The organism is Xylanibacter rodentium (assembly GCF_013166575.1).
GTDB lineage: Bacteria > Bacteroidota > Bacteroidia > Bacteroidales > Bacteroidaceae > Prevotella > Prevotella rodentium.
The window spans coordinates 24,818-47,798 of record NZ_JABKKE010000019.1 but is presented as its reverse complement, the minus strand read 5'-3'; the positions used below and the strand labels follow the sequence as shown (position 1 = coordinate 47,798).

Below are 22,981 nucleotides of genomic sequence, written 5' to 3'. Positions count from 1 at the left end.
AGCAAACTTACCCCATCCCTCCACGTACATTAACAAACATTTAGAAATCAAAACATCTGCATAATGAGCAAACTGAGATACCTATTAATAGCAGTCATGACGGCCGGATTCGGAATTTCCGCATCGGCGCAGTTCAACAACAGCGGTATCAGTGCCGGATTCTTTGACTCGAGCGAGACAAGCACCATCAACTTCTCAAAGTTCCATCTGCCACCATTGGCGGTACTGTTCGAGAACGCCAAATCAAACCCGCAGATTCTCGATCTGGCAAAGGCACAGGAAATAGCACAGGCAGAGGTTGCCAAGCAGAAAAAACACATATTTTCATACGTACGCGGACATGCAAGCTATAGTTACGGCAAGACCGACATGTGGGGGAACAACTCGTCGACATACAATCAGATGATATACCAGTTTCAGGGCAGCGAACAGAACTACTGGAACGTGGGCGTAAATGTGAACGTGCCGCTGGAAGATCTGCTTGACCTCGGTGCAGCCGTGAAACGCAAAAAACTTCTCGTAGACCAGGCGCAGATAAAAAAAGACATTGCCTACGACCAGCTCAAACTGCAGATAGCATCACTATACGTAAAGATTACCAACAGCCTTATATCACTTAAAACGGCCAGCGAGAACGCTGCAATATATCAGGGCGCAGGCTCGCTCAACCAGGAAGACTTCCATCAGGGCAACATGTCCATCGAAGATTTCGCATACACAAAGCTGAGAGAGGAAGAGGCCGTAAGAAGATACCAGGAAATGCAGACGCAAATCACGACAGACATCATAACACTCGAAATACTCACCCATACTCCGATAATAACCAACACCACCACAGACATAACACTCGACGGCACCGTCGAGAAATCGGAAAAAGAGATAGCCAAAGAAAACAAAGCGGTGGAAAAAGAGATAAGGAAAACCGCTGCAAAGGAGGAAAAGAAATACGAGGCTATGGAAAAAGCGGAAAAGAAAGCCGAAAGACAAGCGAATAAGGAAGCAGAAAAAACGGCAGCCGAAACGTCCGGTAAAGAAGACAAAACGAAATAGCAACAATTAAACAAATAAAGTCATGGACACATTCAGATACTTGGTAAGATTTCTGTACCGCATACGCTGGTATCTCACGATATTGCCGTTGATAGCCTTGATCATAGCATGGTTTCTGACACGCAACATGGAACGTGTATACGATACCAATACCACCATATATACCGGCATGATCACCGGATACAACATTGAGGGTGGCACGGGCGTGGCCGGAGGCAATCCGCAGACCAACATCAACAACCTGATGCTCATCATCACCACCGACAATACCATACACGAGGTGGCCCTGCGCCTGTTTGCACGCTGCATGATGTACGGCAATCCCGACAAGGACAACAACTACATATCGGCCGAACACTTCCGCGAACTCAGCAAATCGGTGCCGGCGGATGTCAAGGCCCTGATAAACCGTAACAGCGAATCGGCCACATACGCCAATCTGAAAGCATACGAAAAGCCGTCGCAGGACAACTATCTCTTCGGGCTGCTCAACTACCATACATACTTCGGACTCAACAACATCACGTCGAGACTGAAAGTGATGCAGCTGAACAACAGCGACATCATCGACATAGGATATTCGGCCAACGACGCCGGCATTGCATACAACACGCTCGACATTCTCAACGAGGTTTTCGCACGCCAGTACCAGCAGATACGATTCGGTGAGACAAACAACGTGATAAAGTTTTTCGAACGTGAGGTGAACCGTCTATACCGCATACTGACCAACGCCGAAAACGACCTTATAGAATATAACATATCGAAAAGAATAATCAACTATGGCGAGCAGACCAAGCAGTTGACCGTGCTTGACGCAAGACAGCAGACATCCGACAACGATCAGCTGATGAACTACACCACTACCAAAGCCCTGATGGACTATCTCGAACGACAGCTCGGCAACCGGGCAAAGGTTATCAGGGCCAACAAGGACTTCACCAATCAGGTGCGCGACATATCAAGACTACAATCAAGAATATCCAATCTGCAACTGATGAGCAGCGAAGGAAGCGGTAACGAGGCCGAATCGCAACAGGAACTGGCCAAGGCACAGAAACAGTTGCAGACTGCCACCGAACGCGTGAAGAACCTGACAATGGACATCGAAGCCGGCTCGTACAGCACGGAGACCGGAGTAAAAGCCAGTTCGATGCTGTCAAAATGGCTCGAACAGGTGCTGCTGCTGGAGAAGACCAAAGCCGAGATGACAGCACAGGACATAATGCGCCAAAAGCTCGACCGCCAGATATTATACTACGCACCCATCGGAGCCACACTCGACCGCAAGGACCGTCACATCGGATTTGTCGAGGGCAACTACATGGAGATGCTCAAGGCACTGAACGCCGCACGTCTGCGTCAGCGCAACCTACAGATGACCACAGCAACATTGCGCGTGCTCAACCCACCGATGTTCCCGCTGAACGCCCAGCCTACAAACCGCCTGATGATTCTGCTCGGAGCGTTCATGCTGACATTCATGCTGACATCGCTCTACTTCCTTATAATCGAGTTGCTCGACCGTACGTTACGTGACCGCATGCGCTCAGAGCGCATCACCAAGATACCGGTGATGGGATGCTATCCGAAGGAGAGCACGCTGCGCTACCGACGCTACAACAAGATTATTTCCGATATGTCGCTGCGACAGCTAAGCAAAGCCTTGCTGCCTCATTTCAAGACCGGACAGCAAAACGTTCTCAACCTGTTGTCCACCGATGCGGCCAACGGCAAGAGCTATATCGCGCAAGAGCTGGAAAACTATTGGATTTCGCTCGGCCTGCAAGTACGCCGTCTGGCATACGACGAGGATTTCCTTGCCGAAGACAGCAAGTATATCATGGCCAAGAGCATCACCGATCTGTGTCCGGACATACTGCCCGAAGAAATTGCCATCATAGAATATCCGAATCTTAACGACCACTCCATAGCGCCGGCACTGCTCAATCTCGGCACTGTAAATCTGATGGTGACACGCGCCAACCGGACATGGAAAGACGTTGACACCAAGGCTCTCAAGGAATTGCAGGCACAGCTCGACAACAAGGATTCACTCTACATGTATCTCACCGAATCGAGCCGCTATGCCGTAGAAGAGTTTGTAGGCCAACTGCCGCCATACACAAAATTCAAGAACTTCGTATACCGCATATCGCAACTCGGACTCACAGCAACGGAAAACAGTCACGCCATCTGATGAATAAAACGTATTCGAACAGTTTTTACGGATATACACAGGGAAACGGGGGGAGAGTGGCAGTACTCTTTCTCTTGTTTTCAATAGCCATATACCAGCTATGTACCACAGGCATCACAGGGTTTGCCATGGTGTGCACAGTTCCTGTAGCGGCGCTGTTCGCAATACTCGCATTCAGATACAGGATGTTCACATTCTGGACTCTCTTTGTGGTCAACTACATGGTGATGTTCCTCAGCAGATATCAGTATCTGCCGTTGCCGGCGTCATTGCCCAACGAGATGCTGGAAATACTTCTTCTTGCCATTGCTGTAATAGAGATAAAAGATCTTCACTACGAAAGAATGGCAAACACGATGCTGCTGATGCTGACGGTATGGTGCATATTCTGCACACTCGAAGTGCTCAACGACACCTGCGGACTTGGTATAGACATCGGGGCATGGTATGCCGGAGCACGTCTGATGGCTTTCCAGCTTATGTATGCCTTCCTCGTCTGCACCATATATATATCCACACCTCAAAGAGTAAAGCAGTTTTTGAGAGTGTGGGCTGTATTGTCAATGTTTGCAGCGTTTTGGGCATGGAAACAACAGAAGATAGGTTTCTCCGCGCCCGAAAAGTCATTCCTGCTATATGCCGGACGCACCCACATCGTAAACGGCATAACGCGATACTTCTCTGTATTCAGTGACGCGGCCAACTTCGGATGCAACATGGCTGCGAGTGCCGTAGTATTTTACATTGTAGCCATAACGACCAAACTGAAGAAAGAAAAGATATTCTTCCTCGTTGCCGCTTTGGCAAGCACATGGGCCATGTTCTCTTCCGGCACACGAACAGCATTGTTCTGTCTTATAGCGGGATTCATGGTATATATATTTCTATCAAAATCATTCAGAATTGCCATACCTGTATCTGTGGTCTTCGGACTGTTCGTTGCTCTTCTTGCATTTACGCATATCGGGAACAGCAACAGCATGATACGGCGCATGCGTTCAGGATTCAACCGTAAAGACGCATCGGCCGAAACACGAACCATAAATCAGGAAGCGATGAAGAAATATCTGAACGATGCTCCTTGGGGCATCGGTATCGGCAACGGATACGAAAATGTTCCGGCCGGCAACAAGTTCAGAAAACTCTCCGTAATACCGCCCGATTCTGAATATGTATTCATTTGGGTTCACACTGGCATCATCGGCATCACCACATTCCTCGTCACAACTTTCGTTATGCTGTTCGGTGCATGCTGGATTGTCTTTTTCAGAATAAAGAACAAGTCTTTACAAGGCGCCGGGGCCGGAATATGCTGCGCTTTCGTGGCAATACAACTGGGTGGCTACGGTAACCAGATACTGATGCAGTTCCCCAATGTGCTGATATTCTACGGCAGTCTGTCACTGGTCTACATAATGCCGTATATTGAAAATGAATGGAACGAACATGAAGCAAAACTGATAGCGGAACAGGAGGAGCGCAAACGGTTGAAACTCGAAAAGAAACGTGCATCAAGAGTATGACATATCAATAATCACAGTCAATTACAATGGATTCGAAGACACATGCACATTGATTGACTCGATACCCGCCGACGATAAATTTTCGGTGGAAGTGATTGTCGTGGACAATGCCTCACGCGAAGACGAGGCGACACTGATAGCTACCAGATATCCGCACGTAAAGTCCATACGTTCGGAAAGTAATCTCGGATATGCCGGAGGCAACAATCTCGGCATACAACATGCTAAAGGCCGGTACCTGTTTCTCATAAACAACGACACACTCTTCAAAAGTTTCGACATAGTACACTTGGTAAACCGCCTTGAAAGTTCGCCGAAGATAGGTGTAGTATGCCCCAAAATACGATTTGCATGGGATAAGTGTCCGGTACAGTTTGCCGGCTACACACAATTGTCACGAATCACCATACGCAACCGCTCCATAGGTTTCGGTGAAGACGACCGCGGACAATATGACACCGCCCACCCCACACCATATGCCCATGGTGCAGCAATGATGATGAAACGTGAAGTGACGGAACGGGCCGGACTGCTGCCGGAATGTTTTTTCCTGTATTACGAGGAGATTGACTGGTCGATGAGCGTCAGCAGGGCAGGATATGAAATATGGTATGAGCCGCGTTGTACGGTATTCCACAAGGAAAGCCGGTCCACCGGACAGGACAGTCCGCTCAAGTCGTTCTACATCACACGCAACAGACTGCTGCTCGTAAGGCGCAATGCCAAAGGCGTCGGCAAATATATATCATACATATATCTTACAGGAATGGTCGCCGCAAGAGATATTGTCAGATATACAGCAACGGGCCGTCACGACTTGGCAAAGGCAACAATAAAAGGTATCTTAAACTTCTTAAAGTCATAGAATATGAATTTATGGTGGTTGATAGTATTTGTAATCGACGCGATAGTATTCACAGCTGTCGCCCTTACCGTGCTTTATATAACCGTATTCTCGATAGCTTCACTGTTCTGCCGGCGCACCAAATCATCAACGGCAAAACATCAGAACCGTTTCATCGTACTTATACCATCATACAAGCAGGACGACACTATAGAGCAGACTGTAAAAAGCATACTCGGACAGATATACCCACAACGCTTGTTCGACGTGACCGTTATATCCGACCATCAGAAAGAAATAACCAATTTCAGACTGGCCCAATATCCGATAACGCTGCTCACGCCGAACTTCAAGCGCAGCACCAAGGCCAAATCACTGCAACTGGCCATCAACAATCTGCCGCAGTTCAAAATCTACGACATCGTGATAATACTCGATGCGGGCAGTCTTGTCGAACCGGAATTCCTTCAACAGATGAACGATGCCTTCGAATCGGCAGGCACCAAAGCCATACAAGCACACCGGCTGTCAAGAAACCGCGATACAGCCATTGCCAATCTTGATGCCATTTTTGAAGAGATAAACAACTCCATCTTCCGTCGCGGACACATTGCCCTCGGAATCTCCGCTGCCATCGCCGGTTCCGGAATTGCCTACGAATACAGATGGTTCAAGGAAAATATCACTAAAGTAAACACAGGATGGGAAGACAAGGAAATGGAGGCTTTGCTGATGAGGCAACAGATATACGTGGACTACTTTGACGACATACTCGTATACGACGAGAAGACACGTCATACCGAAGAGTTCAACAAGCAGCGTGGACGCTGGGCATCAACCCAGTTCCATGCCATCCTGTCAAACATCAGATATATGTTCTCAGCAGTGTTCAACAAGAAATATGACATGATAGACAAGATTATACAATGGATGCTCATACCACGCACGATAATGATGGCCATCATTGTTGTCATGAGCATCATATTGCCGTTCATCTACCTGACACTGGCCGTGAAATGGTGGATTATGTTTGCTTTCATCATGTTCGTATTCGCTCTTGCCATTCCCGACTACCTCGTTGACGACAAATGGGAACGTTCGTTCCTCAAGGCACCTGTCATCATGATAGCCTCGTTATTGAACATAACAAGAATAGCACGACGTAAAAAGAAATTTGAAAATATAAACTAATACTAGTATTAATCATGTTTACAACATTCATACATGTTCTGGAAATTATTCTGTGGATCACCATGTTCATCTCGGTGGCGTATGTCATGTTCTACGCCATTGTCAGTCTATTACCGAAGAAGATTGAAGAGAATCCCTTTGAAGAGAGACACAAAGCTGCCCGGCCACGAAAGTTCCTCGTGATATTCCCAGCTTACGCCGAGGACTCGGTAATCTTGGAATCCGTAAAATCATTTCTCCAACAGGACTATCCGTCAGACTCTTTTCACATAACAGTGGTATCCGACCACATGAGCGACGAAACCAATATCAAGCTATTGTCCTTGCCCATCACTCTGCTCACCCCTGTATTCGAAAAGAGTTCAAAGGCTGAAGCACTGAAATATGCAATGCAGTACAGCCATTCGGATTATGACAACGTGGTTATCCTTGATGCCGACAACATCGTGGAAAATGAATTTCTAAGAAAATTGAACCTTGCCCACTACAAAGGATACGACGCAATACAATGCCACCGCTGCGCAAAAAACATGAACAACAGCATAGCTACACTTGATGCTGTAAGCGAAGAAATAAACAACACACTGTTCCGCATGGCGCACAACCGCCTGTTCGTATCGTCGGCACTCATCGGTTCGGGCATGAGTTTTGATTACGATTGGTTCAGAAAAACTGTGAAAAAGATATATAATGTGGGAGAAGACCGAGACCTGGAGATTATGTTGATAAAGAGCTGCTTATACACAAAATATGAAGAAGACATACATGTGTTCGATGAGAAAGTGAGCAGTATGGATAGCTTCCAAGGTCAGCGACGACGTTGGATGTTGTCACAGTTCAACAGCTTTTGCTATATGATTCCCCGGCTCCCCAAAGCTCTCAAGCGCCATGATGTGGACTTCGTAGACTTGGCATTCCAACAGATGCTGATCCCGCGCTCCATACTCCTCGCCGGCGTCCTCTTTATGGCCGTTATCACACTTGTCGTAATTCCTGCATGGAGCATCAAGTGGTGGGTGCTGCTTTGCTGCCTGTCACTGTCATTGCTCGTGGCCACACCGGCACGATTACGCACCAAAGCTGTATTCTGCTCACTGACTGCAATGCCTGCATTGGTGTGGCGCATGCTCTGCAACGTGAGACATTTAGATAAAAACAACAAAGATTTCATACATACCCCACACAATAAATGAAGATTGCCGTCCTGACATCAGGTATATTGCCCGTACCGGCAGTCCAGGGAGGAGCCGTGGAGAACCTCGTTGACTTCTACATGGAATACAACGACATCCACCGGTTGCACGACATCACGGTATACAGCATATCAGACAATGCCATACGGACTCATCCCGCATTGACATCGGATGTGAACCATTATGTATATATAGACACAAACCGTTTCATGTCCAAGATAAAAAAACGCATTCTTCATCTCATCAATAAAAACAGGGAATACTATCACTACACTATAGAATACTATCTTTACCGCGCCATGAAAAGCATTGCCGTGCAGTACTATGACATGATAATCATAGAGAACCGGCCGGGCTATGCTCTAAGACTAAAAGGAAAGACAAATGCACGAATCGTTCTGCATCTACACAACGACATGCTCAACGATGAAACGGCAAAAAACAAAGATATCTACAATTCACTGTCACGCATAATATGCGTGTCGGATTATATTGCGGGCAGAGTAAACACAATAAAGCAAGACAAGGAAAACGCTGCCGGCAAATCACCGTACAAAACAACAACAGTGCACAATGGCATTGACGTTTCGGCGTTCTCTCCTGTAACGGCAAATTCACTCGGACGCAAACGCCTGGGGCTGCAAGCCGAAGACTTTGTACTGGTATTCAGCGGCAGGATAAACAAAGAAAAAGGCATATCGGAACTGGTAGACGCCATGCTCTCGCTCAAAGAATACAAAAATATTAAACTTATTGTACTTGGCTGTTCGTTCTACGGCAACGAGACTGCCGGAAATACATTCATCGACAGTCTGAAGGAAAAGGCAAAACTGATAAAAGACAACATTATCTTCACGGGATTCATACCATATAGAAATATTCCGTCATATCTTTCATTGGCTGATGTTGCCGTAATACCATCAACATGGAACGACCCTTTCCCGACTACCGTGCTTGAAGCTCAGGCTGTGGGACTGCCCATAATAACAACCAACCGTGGAGGAATACCGGAAGAGATTACAAGCGACAATGCCATTATATTGGATTGCGACATAGATTTCAGTAAAAGAATCACCGATGCGATAATCAGTCTCTACAACGACAGAACCAAAATGCAGAATATGAGGACTGCCTCACTCCACCGTTCCAAAACATTCACCAAAGAGCGGTATGCGGCCGACTTCTTCAAAGCGATACAACAATGAGCCAACGTGTGAACAGAAGCATAATGAACATCAAGGTGGGAATGCTATTCTACATTCTCTCATTGTTTCTTGCTTTCTTCTCACGAAAAATATTCCTTGACAGTCTTGGAGTCGAGTTCATCGGCCTGTCAGGCACACTGTACAACATCTTGAGTTTCCTTAATGTTGCAGAACTGGGAATAGGAACCAGCATCACATACTTTCTATATAAGCCGCTCCAAGAGAACAATCACGACAGAATAAACGAAATAATGTCTATCCTGTCATATATTTACAGGAAAATCGGTGAGACAATATTTCTGGGAGGCATTGTCATAAGCCTGTTTTTCCCATTTATATTCAAAGAACAATCTGTCGGTATATTCACCGTATATTTCACTTTCTTCGCCTTTTTAGCCTCATCGGCAGCAGGATATATCATCAACTACCGCCAACTCCTTGTATCGGCCAACCAACGCCAATACGTTGTAAACTCATATTTCCAAACCATAGCCATAGTTCAAAGCATTGTCCAGATATTGCTTGCATGGCACTACAGGAATATCTATATGTGGGTACTCACCGGCCTTGTCTTCACTGTCATAGGCTGCGTGGTATTCAACAAGCGCATAGACAAAGAATACCCATGGCTGCAGATAGACACTAAAAAAGGAAAGACACTGCTAAAAAAATATCCTGAAATACTACTCAAAACACGCCAGATATTCATCCAAAGGATAAAGAACTTCATCCTATACCGCAGCGACCAGATACTCGTCTTTGCTTTTGTTTCCATGAAAATGGTGGCCTACTATGACAACTACATGATTATAATCAACAAGATAAACTATCTCGTCAACATAATGTCAGACGGCATGAATGCCGGCATCGGCAACCTCATAGCCGAAGGCAACGAGAAAAACACAATGAAAGTGTTTTGGGAACTTACCGCCATACGCTTCCTCATTGTAGGATTTGTAATCTTCTCATTGCTCATGTATTTGCAACAGTTTGTCACCTGCTGGCTCGGTGCGGAATACAGACTCTCCGATACAATCATCTATCTCATTCTATTCAACCTGTTCGTCATGCTGTCACGCGGAGTAGTAGAGATGTATATCAGTGCCTGCGGACTATTCTCCGACACATGGGCTGCATGGACCGAACTGATTCTAAACATCATCATGACCTTGGCCTTAGCACCGTTATGGGGTATTTCAGGGATATTGGCCGCAAAGATTATCAGCGTATTCTTCATTGCAATATTCTGGAAGCCATATTTTCTTTTCTCACACGGACTCAACCGTAATGTATCGGCATATTGGACCGGAATGACTCCATATTACATCGTTTTTACCATATTCCTTATTCTTTCGATAATACTCAGGCTGTACATAATCATGCCCCTTGCCGACAACTTCCTTAAACTGACATTATATGGCGCCATCACTTTCATCCCTCTTATGCTGACATACTTCATCGCTATGTTTGCCATCACCGACGGCATGAAATATTTTGTGGCACGAAAGCCGGCACTATATAGAACGATAAACAATATAATCAGAAAATGAGAATAATCTGCGATGCCCCCGGACAGACGTGCAACCGCTTGTGGACCTACCTTGCCTCCATAGCCGAATGTGTGGCCAAGCGCCGCCGCATGGTTATACTTTTCTATGATTGGACTATAGAAGACTTCCCGAACCTGCTGCATTGTCCGTTCATATATTTCCCGCTTTATCACAAGTGGTATCTTGAACATGGCAACGGATGGAACAACTACAAAGGACTGACATGGAAAGCAACCCACAACATCCGCATGGAGAAAGTGTTCAGACTGTTCGGTTGTACCAAAGGATGGGACACACGGACAGACACACGTCACCTTAAAACTGCAAAAAGAGAACTGCAATACATCTTCCGTCCCAAAAAGGAAATAACCGATAAGGCCGAAGCTCTTATAGCCGGAATCAGGCGGAATGCCGACATGGTGGTGGGTGTACACATACGCCGCGGCGACTACGCCACATGGAACGACGGCCGCTTCTTCTACTCACTCGACGACTACCACCGCTTCATGCTCCGCATAAAAGACAGCTTTCCCGACCGCCGTGTGGCTTTCTTCATCAGCTCCAACGAAGACATTCCGCTCAACATCTTTCACGGTTGCAGCTGCTATCGCTTCGCCAACGAGCCGTCGGCCGCCGTGCTCGACCTATACACACTCTCCATCTGCGACCGTATCACAGGTCCTTTCAGCACATTCAGCCGTTGGGCATCGTTCATAGGTGAGGTACCTTTGTGTTTTCTCGAAAGCAAGGAGCAGCAGTTTCATGACGATGATTTTTCCATGATAACCGACTATTTTCACTTTGAAAACGGCAAGGAAATAGCCGACTGGTAACCATGTAAAAGGTTTTTATGGTGCCAATTTTATCGGATTTTGATGATTCTATGGTGCCAATTTCGTCGAATTTTAACACTTCTAAGGTGCCGATTTTATCATATTTTGGTGATTCTATGGTGCCAATTATATAGTTTTTTATATCTTTGCAGTTGAATATCAACTAAATACCGAATTGCAATAATGTATTATAAAAGACATATAGATGAAGAACTTCAGAAATGGGCAGAAGGCAAAGAGCACAAACCTTTGCTGCTACGAGGAGCAAGACAAGTAGGCAAAACTACCGCCGTACGTCATCTTGCCCAAAGATTTGAGTATTTTGCAGAAGTGGATTTCAACGAACGTACCGACCTCCACTATATGTTTGACGGCACTTACTCACCACAGGAAATCTGCCAGTTGCTGTCAGTACAACTGAATATACCGGTCGAAGCCAAAAAGACACTACTGTTCTTTGACGAGATACAAGCCTGCCCTAAAGCCATAAACCGTCTGCGCTATTTCTATGAGAAATATCCTGAGCAGCACCTTATCGCCGCAGGTTCGTTGCTGGAATTTGCATTGGAAACCATGCCATCCTATGGTGTGGGACGCATACGCAGTATATTCATGTATCCATTCAGCATTGAAGAATTCTTTTGGGCTACGGGTAACGAGGCACTTGCCAACTTCATCAGCAAGTCCTCCCCATCCAATCCACTTCCAGAACCTATCCACGAACAAGCCTTAAAACTGCTGCGCCAATTCCTCGTGGTGGGCGGCATGCCGGCTGTAGTATCGTCATTCTGTGAAACCGGCAACATAATTGAATGTCAAAGAATACTTGGCGAACTCATCCAATCGTATCGTGATGATTTCGCCAAATACAGAAACAAGGTGCCGTCCATGCGTATAGATGCTGTTTTCCGTTCTGTTGCCGAACAAGGACTTGGCAAGTTTGTATACAGTCATGTAAACTTTGAGGGCAATACCGAACAGACACGCAAGGCTCTTGAAACCCTTATCCTTGCGGGATTAGTACACCCTGTCACCCACTCGGCGGCCAACGGCATTCCGCTTGGAGCGGAAATCAATGAGCGTTACCAACGCATGATATTCTTTGATACCGGCCTGTTACAATGTGTTTTAGGTCTGGATATCACCGACTTTTTCAGCCCGTCTGCCGATATAAAGGTCATCAACCGTGGAGCTATTGCCGAAACATTCGTAGGTAACGAGATAATCAAAGCCAAATCTGTATTTCAACAGCAGCCGCTCTATTGCTGGCACAGGGAAAAGAGCAGCAGTAATGCTGAAGTTGACTATGTGGTGCAGATAGGTAGCGAGATTCGTCCGATAGAAGTAAAATCAGGCCTTAAAGGTTCGATGCAGAGTATGAGAATATTCATGCAGCAGAAAAACATTGCATGGGGTATCAGAACATCACTCGAGAATTTCTCGGAATATGATGATATCAAAGTTTATCCGCTGTATGCCATAAAGAATATATATCACTCCCATCCGGCCTCCTCAAAGTAGTTGCTGTGTACAATCATGTCCGATATTTCCCAGATTATCAACAAAAGTGAGCGGGGCTTCCGTTGTGTTCTCCATGACTATATAATAGTGCATGAACAGCAAATTGACCACAGAGAAAGCATACAATATTCCTGCATCCACCGATGCCTTACCCGAAGGACACCATCTTTTCAATATTCTCACCATATTCATTCTATAACCGTATAACAAGAAACGCCCATACACTACTTCACAAGTCCTTCGAACAAAGCCACCCACCGCGGCATAACCCTGTCGGGCAGGAACCGTTTCACATTCTCCGCCGCCCTAAGGCCGTAAGCCCGGCGCTCTTCCTCGTGTTCAATCAGATATATGATGGCTTCGGCAAGACGCTGCACATTGCCGTTCTCCACAAGTATTCCGTCTTCATGGTCGCGTATTATATCAGCAGGGCCGTAAGGACAGTCGAAGCTGACGCACGGCGTGCCGCACGACATAGCCTCAATCAGCACAAGCCCGAAGCCCTCACTGCGCGAAGACAGAACAAAGACATCGCTTCCGGAAAACTCTTCGATAATACGTTTTGTAGGCCCTTTGATAGAGATGCTGCCACTCAATGCCAGTCTGTCAATCAGTCTTTTCAACTCTGTCTCCTTCTCTCCGGCACCGAAAATATCAAGGGTCCAGTCCGGATGGCGCTCTGCAACAGTTCGCCATGCTTCTATCAGCATGTCGAACCCTTTCTGATAGACCAGCCTGCCGGCGGCTATGACCCTCTTAAATCCACGACAAGCCGGCACTGCACACTCATTATTATATACGTTAGGAATGACACACACACTGCGAGCCTTGCTCCATTCGCGTGCGTCACCATCCGTCAGAGCCACCACAACATCAGCCCGCTGTTCAATCCTGCGGATATACCGGTCGAGAAAAAAATAATGAAACCACCGTACTACCCTACCTCTCGTCACTCCGTCCCTACGGCCCGTAAACGAGCGGGCACAGTGACTCTCCACTATTTTAGCTGCCCTGCACCGCAGTGAGCACACAACATCGGCCTTGTAATAAGTAGTAGCTATTATCACGTCAGGGTCTGTCGCGCTAATCTCCCTGTTCAGATTGCGCTGAAAGCGGCGGTTCATCCGCCATCTCACCCACAGTCTCATGGGATAGCCATACCGGTACTGCACGTGGAAACGTGCGTCGATATCAACGTGACGCACGTTGTCCGACAATCTGAACGAATGCGGATGCTGACCCTGAGCCGCCGTAATCAGCGTCACCTCATGCCCGTTCGCGGCCAGCCAGTTCATCTTGTCAGCCATGATACGCTCCACCCCGCCTACACGTGCCAAAGTATCGAGTATGTATACTATCTTCATCTGCCTTACCTTATAATATTGTCTTCCGAATCTTCGTAATGTTCCTTCGTATGGAACATACCCAACAAAGCCCGGCCCTGTATTTTCACACGCTTCAAAAGACTTTGGAACATCGAACTCTCATTGAGCGTTCCATATCCCGTAACAACCCGGGCATGGCGGCTATACAGGAAATCTATGCGCCCGTAGCGTTTCAGTCCGAGAGCCAGCGAACCATCCTCGCCGCGGCGGATGTCGGTGCGTATGCCCACCTCGCGGGCAGAGTCAGCCCTGAAAGCGAAGGTCATGCCACGCACGCACAGCTCCGGACGTTTGAAATGCTGGAGGAAAAGGAACGTATCGCGTATCAGTTCAAACACCGCAAGCTGCAACCGCGAGTGGCGCGCGTCGGGATAAAAGCTCCAGAACGTGCCCACACATGCCACACCATCACGCCCCAGGCGCCCCATCATCAGGTCTATATAGCGTGCCGGATACATCGTGTCGGCATCGATAAAGAAATGATATTTGCCACGAGAGTTGTCCAGTCCGCAGCGTCGGGCATGTCCCGGGCTCTGCCGCTTCTCGGCGATACACCTTACTCCGAATGCCTCGTATACGCGTGCCGTGCCGTCATCCGAGTTGTTGTCCACACCTATTATCTCCAACGGATAGCCCGTCTGCATGTCACTCAGCGACCAAAGACAGGCCGAAAGGCGTGTCTCTTCGTTATGTGCTATTATCACAACAGACACCTGCGGGCTGTCGCTCTGCATCGCCGCAAGACGTCCGCGCGCACCGTCGATAACGTCGGCAGGCACCTCGGATAGCGGTCTGCCGTATACCGTAAGATATTTATCGTACCATGCCATAATGTCAAACAAGTCCTTTACGCCTGCCCAGCAGCCCCACCATCCATACGAAGAGAGGGGCCGGCAGTTTGCCCAATGAATATAAAAACAGATTTGCCGTCATCGCCTTGCGCAGTCGCAGGATTCGCCCAAACGTGAGCGGATGGCGCATGAAAGAGCGGAGTGCCGCCGAAGTGATGCGCGGATGTATCACATTACGGTTTTTCAGAACGTTGCAAACTATATAGAAATCGGTCATAACCACATTATAGCACCAGTTGCCGAGATACGGTTTGTCCCGCAGCCGCGGTGTCTGCTCTTTCAACCGGTCTATCGTGCGCACATTGTCAAGCACCTCAGTGCGGCTTATCCGCTCACGCTTCTGATAGTTGGACAGCGAATTCAGACGGCAGATATAATGGTATGTAACGTCCGGAAGCAGCACTGCCCGCGTCACATATGTCATCAGCGTATACGTGAAGACCATGTCCTCCCAGTATTTCGACTCAATGAATCGCAGTCCGTTGCGCCGCAACATGTCTACAGCAACCAGATAGTTCCATGCCGACGCCTGTATTCCGCCGTACTTTCTGAATGCAAATCCGGCCGGAATATCATCGCCAAACAACTCCATACGCGGATAACCGCAGACCTCGGAGCGGCGTTCCGTGCCATAGTCCTCAATCTTCTCGTATGAGCCGAACACGACTTCGGCATCGTGCTTCTTCATATTGTCATACAGCAGAGCTATGGTACCGGGCACTATCGTGTCGTCCGAATCCATGAAATAGAGATAGCGGCCGCGGGCTTCGTCTATGATACGGTTGCGGGCCGGACCGACTCCCATGTTGCGCGGCTGCGATACGATACGTATGCAGCTTCCACGCGGATGCGTGCTTTGCATCTGCCGGACAGTCTCCACCGAACCGTCCGTGCCGCAATCGTCGACAACAAGTATCTCGATGCTGCCGAATGTCTGGGTCAAAGCAGTCTCCAGCGTGCGGCCGATGAACCGCTCTGCATTGTAAAGAGGTATGCCTATGGTCACTTCATATTCCATGTCGATATCAGTGTTTTCCGTTCATAAGTGTATCGAAGAGCCGGCGCCACTTTGCGGCAATCTTCTCAATGTCGTATTCCGAGGCACTCCGGCGTGCTTCGGCAGCCATCCGTCCGCGCAGTTCCGCCGAGCCGGCCACCCCAATCAGGGCATCGGCAAGCGCATTGGTGTTGCCGTTTTCAACGAGCATGCCGTCGATGCCGTCGGAAATTATGGCCCCCGGTCCCCACGGACAATCAAACGCCACCACCGGCAGACCGCAGGCCATGGCTTCCAGAACAACCAGCCCGAATCCCTCGAAGCGCGAACTGAGCACGAAAACCGAGCTTCTGCGATATTCCGCCTCGACATCGGCAGTACGCCCGTTGAGGCGGCAACGGCTGCGGTCGATGCCCAACTCGTCTATCAGATGCTCGTATACAGTGCGGTCGCCATCACCGAAAACATCCAGCCGCCACCCTTCGCAGGCTTTCTCCACGGCCGCCCACGCCTGCAACAGCAGGTCGAACCCTTTCTCATGCGAGTAGCGCCCCACGGCAATGATACGCTTGTCCGCAAGCCGGCTCACGCCCGAAGGGCGGAAAGACAACGGATCTGGTATCACGTCTACGTTGTCCAGTTCGGTCCATGCCTGCCTGTCGGGCTCCGTCAGCACCACAAGTCTGCCCAGACACCGCAGATGCGACACGAGACTATGGCTCCACAACCGTGCGAAAACACGCTTCAACGGGTTTGTGTCAGAGGCATCGAAGTTGCGGTAGTTGGCCCTGTTGATATGCATCTCGCCTATCTTCACGCTGCCGTCAGGTATGGAATTGATAAAGTTTATCTCCCTACGGAGCAGGCTCACAGTAATATCGGGCCGCAGCCTCATCAGTTCGGCCGTCAGCTTGCGGCGGAACTCACGCTGCTTGCGCAGGTATACCGGTATCTTCTTCACAAACGAACAACTCCACAACTCCTCGAAACCGATGTCGAGATTCACCACTTTAACCTTGTCGGAAAGCGGATAGAACAACGGCTTGCCGCGACCCTCGGTCAGTATTATGGTTATGTCATAGCCGTAGTGCTCGGCAAAATAGCCGGCCTTGAGCGTCAGCACACGCTCCACACCGCCCGCCATATACAATGCGGGGGTGCAATATACTATCCGGTATCTTCCGTTTCCACTCTTCATAAACAAAATGGCAAAGCTGCAAAGACAGCCATAAACCGTGCCACAAACTTACGAAAAAAGTTTTGAATAATCAAAAGTTTTTCTTATTTTTGCACATAATATGAAACGAATATGCTTCTTGACAGACTCTGTATTTTCCTTTGGCGGGGTACAGCGGGTTACGTCCGTGATAGCGAAAGCCCTCTCCGACGACAACGATGTCACCATCGTGACATTCGACGCCCCTGCCGCCAAAGACCTGTCGATGTACAATCTCGGTGAGTCACCGATACACTTCCGCTTCTTCCGCTATCCCGAAGCGGGGACCGTCGAGACGCTTCTGTGCAAAGCCTGCAGCATGCTCTACCGCAAAGTGCTGCCGAAGACAAGCTTGACATCGCGCCTCTACGCCCTCAGTTCGTTCGTGCCGAGCCTTCGCAAGGCGCTTGCCGACGAGTTGCGGGGAGGCAGCTACGACGTCGTCATCGGCGTGCATGCCCCGCTGACCGTGCGGCTGGCCACCATAGGAAAGCGTCTGCCGGGGGTGAAGACCATCGGATGGATACACAATTCGCACGAGGCCCTGTTCTCCGCAAACTCGGCATATGCAGGGCCGGAACTGCGCAAGCATTTCGAGTATCAGTATCTGCGGCTTGACAGGGTGGTGATGCTATGCCGCTGCGACAGGGCGAAATACGGTGCCGACGTGCGCCGGCATGCCGACGTGATATACAATCCGCTCACACTTGTGCCGGGCAGACAGTCTGACAGAAGGAGCAAACGGTTTCTTGCCGTAGGGCGTTTCACCCCCGGGCACAAGGGGTTCGACCTGCTGCTCAGGGCTTTCAACATTTTCAAAGCCACCGAAAGCGAATGGTCGCTCGACATTGTCGGAGAGGGACCGGAGGAAAGTCTGTACAGAAAATACATCGCCGAACACCATATGGAGGGCAGGGTGAGGATACATCCGTTCACGAAAGACATACAGAAATATTATTCCGAAGCAGCCGTGTTTGTGCTCAGCTCGCGGTGGGAAGGCTTCGGGCTGGTGCTCGTGGAGGCCATGGCCCACGGCCTGCCCGTCATTTCATCGCGTCTGCCGTCGAGCCTTGAGGTGATGGGCGACTATGCCACATACTTCGACAACGGTGATGCTGACGCCCTGGCCGGATGTCTGCACGATGCGGCACAGTGGGAAGACCCCGACATAAAAGCTGCCGGAGCACAAGAGATAGTGGAACGCTACAAACCGGAAAACATCACACGAGAGTGGCAGAAACTTATAGACGGACTGTGAATATTGTTTACATGCGCCACAGGTCCGCGCTTGTCTGATTGCAATATGGGCAGTTTCACGCTCTGAAAGTGGCGGTTTCGGGCTCTGAAAGTGCCGCTTTCGCATTGCAAAACCGCCACTTTCAGAGCCCGAAACCACCGCTTTTGTAACACCATTGATTATCAATCACTTACAGACACAACCAAACCTGCCGTTCAGTATTTCATGACTTGACTGACAACAATTTCCATTTGATTTTTCCATGACAGATGAGCGACAGTGTCACGTATGTCACGAGGGCTTGCGTGATTGGAGTCTATAAAATCGAGTACAGCCCTTATGTCCACGGGAGATTCGTCGGCCGGTGCCTTCATTACATACGGCCGGCCGTCGAAATCGCTGTCCTGCTCGGAATATATGAATGGTATACCACGCGTGGCATACTCACGGTTCTTGAGTGTCTTGATGACTGTGATGCCGCTGCGGTGACGTCCAAGGCTACCGATGGCAAACGAACAACGGTTGAATACGTCGTCGAGTTCGCGGCCGTAAAGTTGTCCGTGAAATACGATGCGGCGGCCTATGTCATACTTTTCAATCAGTTCAGCAAATCCGGGAGCATGCACGGAGCTGTGCATCTCGCTCGGAGCCACGCCTCCCACAATGTGGAAAAACACGTCGCGGGGATTCTTCTCTGTGGCATAATACTCGCCGAGACCGGCTATCACCCGGTCGAAACCGTGCCAATAGTGCACTTCGGCCACTCCTATCAGATGGATTCCGCCGTCTTGCGGACACAAACAGTGAAGAGGAATGCTGTCAAAATCGACACCGTTGCTGATGTTGACAGTGCGCTGTCCGAATATCTCCGTTGCATCGGAGAACGTAACCATGGCACTCATGCGGGCGGCGAGAGAGCGGCGGAATATGCGGTCGACGAAGAGCCCGAGGCGTGCCGTGAACGGAAAACCGACAAACTCGCCGTCGTACGGATATGTGGGAATCTCGGTGACAGCGCGTATCCCCGACCGGCGCAGACGGCCGAACAGGCGTATCAGCCATGGATTGGCATTCATGAAACTGCGGGTATATACGAAGTCGACAGCGTTGTCCTTGCAATACTTGTATATACATCCGTAGCCGACACGGCTGCGCAGAGCGGCCATGCGGCCCTTGCCGTAGTCTGCTATCACGTCGTCACCGACATAGCGGCAGCGGTGGCCCGACGAAGAGAAGGTGTAATAGCACACCCGGACATCATGTCCGTTCTGACGGAGTCCCTTCACCTGACAATTTATTTTCTTGCTTATTCCGCTCGCTTCCGAAAAGCCGTGATACACGAGGAAGAGTATTCTCATTTTGATTATGATTCGTTTGATACATTCTATGCAACCATGTCTGAACACCAAAGGTGGCCCGGATTACGGAAACATATGTATCGTCTTTCGTGCAAATATATTACAAAAATTTGGAATACCGGCTTTTTATCCGTATTTTTGTAGCAACAATTCTTACGTAATGGACAAAGAGAACATCAGAGAGAGCCTTAAATCAAGCCCCAGACTGAAAAAACTGTTGGACCGGCTGATAATGAATCCCGTGCAGACCCGCCCGCGATGGTATGTCCGCATGCTCGCACCGCTGTATCAGAAGCGCGGACACGGATCCGTGATTCACGGCAGCGTACGCATGGACACACCGCCATACCGCCGCTTCGCCATAGGGCGCCGGAGCGTGGTGGAGTCGTTCTGCTGCATCAACAATGCCGTGGGCGACGTCACCATAGGCGACCATACACGCATCGGACTGCACTCTACCGTGATAGGTCCGGTGCGGATAGGCAACCATGTCCACCTGGCCCAGGGCATCACCGTGAGCGCCCTCAACCACAACTTTGCCGACCCGCTACGCAGAATAGACGAACAGGGCGTGACGACACGGCCTATTGTCATTGAAGACGACGTGTGGATAGGAGCCAACTCCGTCGTACTGCCGGGCGTGAGGATAGGCCGCCACTCCGTCGTGGCAGCGGGAGCGGTGGTGACATGTGACGTGCCGGCCGGTTCGCTCGTGGCCGGTGTTCCGGCTGTGGTGAAGAAACGGATATAAAACAATCTGCAATCATGAGAATAGGAATAGAGGCGCAGCGCATCTTCCGCAAAAACAAGCACGGAATGGACTACGTGGTTCTGCAGGAGATAAGGGAGCTGCAAAGGATGGATACGGACAACGAATATTTCGTATACGTAAAGCCCGGTGAGGACATATGCCTGGAAAGTTCGGCAAACGTGCATGTAGTGGAACTGCGATGTCCCTCGTATCCACTGTGGGAACAGTATGCGCTGCCGCGTGCGGCAAGGCGCGACAGGGTTGACATGCTGCACTGCACGAGCAACACGGCTCCCGTATGGTGCGGCGGCATACCGCTGGTGCTCACCCTGCACGACATCATCTTTCTCGAACCGAGGGACAAACACAACAAGTCTCTATACCAGAACTTGGGGCGGATATACCGGAGGATGGTGGTGCCGAAGGTCATAGGAAAGTGCCGCAGGATAATAACCGTATCGAATTTTGAACTGGACAACATCGTAGGAAGACTGAAACTGCCACGCGACCGCATGGCAATGATATACAACGGATACAACGATTGGTTCCGGCCGGTGAAGGACACGGCCGGTGTATACCGCAAGTATATCGGTGAACGGGGCTATTTCTTCTTTCTCGGCAACACCGACCCGAAAAAGAACACGGCACGCACCATCATGGCATATGCCGGATATCTGGAGAGGTCGGACGTGAAACGGAAACTGCTCGTGGCCGACCTGAAGCAGGAATCCATCGATGCCATACTGAGAGACAACGGCATTGAGCATATCAGAGAATATGTAGTGCCGTCGGGGTATATCGTCAACAGCGACCTGCCCTACATTTACAACGACGCTTTCGCATTCCTCTACACCTCGCTGCGCGAGAGTTTCGGCATACCGCTGCTCGAGGCCATGGCCTGCGGAACGCCCGTGGTGACAAGCGACACATCGTCCATGCCGGAAATAGCAGGCCCCGATGCGGCGCTGACAAGCCCGGAAAGAGCCGGTGACATCACCGAAATGATGCTGCGGCTGGAGAACGATCACGATTTCCGAGAACGGCAGATAAATATAGGATTGGAGCGTGTGAAAATGTTCTCCTGGCGGAAAACGGCCGAAGAACTACTAAGACTTTACAAAGATGTGTACATGGAAACAAGCGGGCACAAGCCTCACTGACCACAGAAACGGAACGGAATCATGACGGCAATGAATCTGTTGACGGACAGACCAAATGGAAACCTAAGCAAACAAATCGAGGGAAAGGTCCTGACGGGGCTTTTCCTCTTCTATTTCTTCTTTCTTCTCGTCCTTGAAATCAAGCATCAACTGGCGTGCGTCAGCCGAACCGCCGGTATTCAGACGATAGTATCCGCGACGCCCCGTGCTCTCTATCAGTGGCTGGGGAGACCGTGAGTTGCGGGCAATATACAGACGGACATAACTGTAAACCTCAGCCATGTCGAGCGTGAAGAACAGGCTGCAATTCATGTTGTAGACATGCTTGGCCAACATCTGCACGCTGATGCCGCCATCCCCCACATCGGAGAGAATCTTGAGTATCTGCTTGTCGTATTCCATAAAGACCGGTCATATATCAATTAAAACATCGTATGTATGATACGGAAGATGAAAAAGGCCGGTAATGCTCCCCAGCTTTACCGACCTTATTCATGTATTTACATTCAAAAATTTAAGCCAATGTTATCTTGTCTTCCGCCTGAATGATCTTTCCTTCCTTGAAGAGCCAGCCCATACCGAGCAATGTCTCTTCCTCGCTGATACCCGCCGCCTGTGCAATCTCTGCCAAAGCCATCGGATGTTCCGCAGCGGCCAATGCCTGATAAACGTCTCCTGCCTTAAAGCCTACATTCTCTGCATTGAACACGATAGTCACTTTCTTTGGTGATGCAGTCTTCTTCACAGCTGTCTTTTTTGTACTGGTTGTCTTTGCAGCCGTCTCTTTCTTTACAGTTTTCTTTTCTGCCATAACATTATAAAAAATAATTTTATAGAACGGTCTTGTACCATTCTTTTATCATTTCGCTTGCAAAAGTAAACATTTTTATACCAATTGCAAAATTTATTATGCACA

At 49.2% G+C, this 22,981-nt stretch carries 21 protein-coding genes; 13 read left to right on the top strand and 8 right to left on the bottom strand.

The window, feature by feature from the left end:
- The first annotated feature begins 63 nt into the window (after positions 1-63).
- The 10 genes from HPS55_RS11005 (at position 64) to HPS55_RS10960 (ending at position 13,110) form a co-directional block, all read left to right on the top strand.
- Complete coding sequence (locus HPS55_RS11005) at positions 64-1,050, top strand: TolC family protein (RefSeq protein ID WP_172178161.1); 987 nt, start codon at positions 64-66, stop codon at positions 1,048-1,050.
- A 22-nt stretch (positions 1,051-1,072) separates the two neighbouring features.
- Complete coding sequence (locus tag HPS55_RS11000) at positions 1,073-3,250, top strand: GumC family protein (protein WP_172178159.1); 2,178 nt, start codon at positions 1,073-1,075, stop codon at positions 3,248-3,250.
- Positions 3,250-4,773 (top strand): O-antigen ligase family protein, encoded by a 1,524-nt coding sequence (locus HPS55_RS14340; RefSeq protein WP_172178157.1) that lies wholly within the window; start codon positions 3,250-3,252, stop codon positions 4,771-4,773. Before HPS55_RS11000 ends, HPS55_RS14340 begins: the two co-directional genes overlap by 1 nt.
- Entirely contained in the window at positions 4,757-5,638 is an 882-nt protein-coding gene (locus HPS55_RS10990) for a glycosyltransferase family 2 protein (protein ID WP_172178155.1), read from the top strand. Before HPS55_RS14340 ends, HPS55_RS10990 begins: the two co-directional genes overlap by 17 nt.
- Before the next feature lie 3 nt (positions 5,639-5,641).
- On the top strand, positions 5,642-6,808 hold the full coding sequence (locus tag HPS55_RS10985) for a glycosyltransferase family 2 protein (protein ID WP_172178153.1): 1,167 nt from the start codon (positions 5,642-5,644) through the stop codon (positions 6,806-6,808).
- Positions 6,809-6,822: 14 nt separating this feature from the next.
- Positions 6,823-8,001 carry a glycosyltransferase family 2 protein gene (locus HPS55_RS10980; RefSeq protein ID WP_172178151.1) on the top strand — a complete coding sequence of 393 codons (1,179 nt, stop codon included), beginning with the start codon at positions 6,823-6,825 and terminating at the stop codon, positions 7,999-8,001.
- Entirely contained in the window at positions 7,998-9,206 is a 1,209-nt protein-coding gene (locus tag HPS55_RS10975) for a glycosyltransferase family 4 protein (RefSeq protein WP_172178149.1), read from the top strand. The genes HPS55_RS10980 and HPS55_RS10975 overlap by 4 nt, the downstream gene beginning before the upstream one ends.
- Positions 9,207-9,214: 8 nt before the next feature.
- A complete protein-coding gene (locus HPS55_RS10970; RefSeq protein WP_172178147.1) occupies positions 9,215-10,756 on the top strand; it encodes a lipopolysaccharide biosynthesis protein in 1,542 nt (513 codons plus the stop codon).
- On the top strand, positions 10,753-11,589 hold the full coding sequence (locus tag HPS55_RS10965) for an alpha-1,2-fucosyltransferase (RefSeq protein ID WP_172178145.1): 837 nt from the start codon (positions 10,753-10,755) through the stop codon (positions 11,587-11,589). Before HPS55_RS10970 ends, HPS55_RS10965 begins: the two co-directional genes overlap by 4 nt.
- A gap of 183 nt (positions 11,590-11,772) precedes the next feature.
- Positions 11,773-13,110: an ATP-binding protein gene (locus HPS55_RS10960; protein WP_172178144.1), complete on the top strand. Its 1,338-nt coding sequence runs from the start codon at positions 11,773-11,775 to the stop codon at positions 13,108-13,110.
- Here HPS55_RS10960 and HPS55_RS10955 read toward each other — a convergent pair.
- From HPS55_RS10955 to HPS55_RS10935, 5 genes are read right to left on the bottom strand one after another with little or no spacing between them, the layout of a single operon-like run.
- Positions 13,102-13,296 (bottom strand): hypothetical protein, encoded by a 195-nt coding sequence (locus HPS55_RS10955; protein WP_172178142.1) that lies wholly within the window; start codon positions 13,294-13,296, stop codon positions 13,102-13,104. The genes HPS55_RS10960 and HPS55_RS10955 overlap by 9 nt on opposite strands.
- 38 nt (positions 13,297-13,334) lie before the next feature.
- Positions 13,335-14,474 carry a glycosyltransferase family 4 protein gene (locus tag HPS55_RS10950; protein ID WP_172178140.1) on the bottom strand — a complete coding sequence of 380 codons (1,140 nt, stop codon included), beginning with the start codon at positions 14,472-14,474 and terminating at the stop codon, positions 13,335-13,337.
- A 5-nt stretch (positions 14,475-14,479) separates the two neighbouring features.
- Complete coding sequence (locus tag HPS55_RS10945; protein ID WP_172178138.1) at positions 14,480-15,325, bottom strand: glycosyltransferase family 2 protein; 846 nt, start codon at positions 15,323-15,325, stop codon at positions 14,480-14,482.
- 4 nt (positions 15,326-15,329) lie between these two features.
- Positions 15,330-16,364, bottom strand: a complete 1,035-nt coding sequence (locus HPS55_RS10940; protein WP_172178136.1) for a glycosyltransferase family 2 protein — start codon at positions 16,362-16,364, stop codon at positions 15,330-15,332.
- A gap of 7 nt (positions 16,365-16,371) precedes the next feature.
- The gene (locus tag HPS55_RS10935; protein WP_172178134.1) at positions 16,372-17,541 is read right to left on the bottom strand and encodes a glycosyltransferase family 4 protein; all 1,170 of its coding nucleotides are present in this window, start codon (positions 17,539-17,541) and stop codon (positions 16,372-16,374) included.
- Between the two features lie 100 nt (positions 17,542-17,641).
- Here HPS55_RS10935 and HPS55_RS10930 point away from each other — a divergent pair, with 100 nt between their 5' ends.
- Positions 17,642-18,817 (top strand): glycosyltransferase, encoded by a 1,176-nt coding sequence (locus tag HPS55_RS10930; protein WP_172178132.1) that lies wholly within the window; start codon positions 17,642-17,644, stop codon positions 18,815-18,817.
- Positions 18,818-19,011: 194 nt separating this feature from the next.
- Here the strand turns inward: HPS55_RS10930 and HPS55_RS10925 are convergent, their stop codons facing one another.
- Positions 19,012-20,154: a glycosyltransferase family protein gene (locus HPS55_RS10925; RefSeq protein ID WP_172178130.1), complete on the bottom strand. Its 1,143-nt coding sequence runs from the start codon at positions 20,152-20,154 to the stop codon at positions 19,012-19,014.
- A gap of 160 nt (positions 20,155-20,314) precedes the next feature.
- Here HPS55_RS10925 and HPS55_RS10920 point away from each other — a divergent pair, with 160 nt between their 5' ends.
- Positions 20,315-20,905 carry an acyltransferase gene (locus tag HPS55_RS10920; RefSeq protein ID WP_172178128.1) on the top strand — a complete coding sequence of 197 codons (591 nt, stop codon included), beginning with the start codon at positions 20,315-20,317 and terminating at the stop codon, positions 20,903-20,905.
- A 14-nt stretch (positions 20,906-20,919) separates the two neighbouring features.
- Positions 20,920-22,065, top strand: coding sequence for a glycosyltransferase family 4 protein (locus tag HPS55_RS10915; RefSeq protein WP_172178126.1), 1,146 nt, complete (start codon positions 20,920-20,922; stop codon positions 22,063-22,065).
- A 63-nt stretch (positions 22,066-22,128) separates the two neighbouring features.
- Here HPS55_RS10915 and HPS55_RS10910 read toward each other — a convergent pair whose 3' ends face one another.
- Both HPS55_RS10910 and HPS55_RS10905 read right to left on the bottom strand, forming a co-directional pair.
- Positions 22,129-22,467: a hypothetical protein gene (locus HPS55_RS10910; RefSeq protein ID WP_172178124.1), complete on the bottom strand. Its 339-nt coding sequence runs from the start codon at positions 22,465-22,467 to the stop codon at positions 22,129-22,131.
- A 112-nt stretch (positions 22,468-22,579) separates the two neighbouring features.
- Positions 22,580-22,876 (bottom strand): winged helix-turn-helix domain-containing protein, encoded by a 297-nt coding sequence (locus HPS55_RS10905; protein WP_172178122.1) that lies wholly within the window; start codon positions 22,874-22,876, stop codon positions 22,580-22,582.
- Positions 22,877-22,981: the final 105 nt, after the last annotated feature.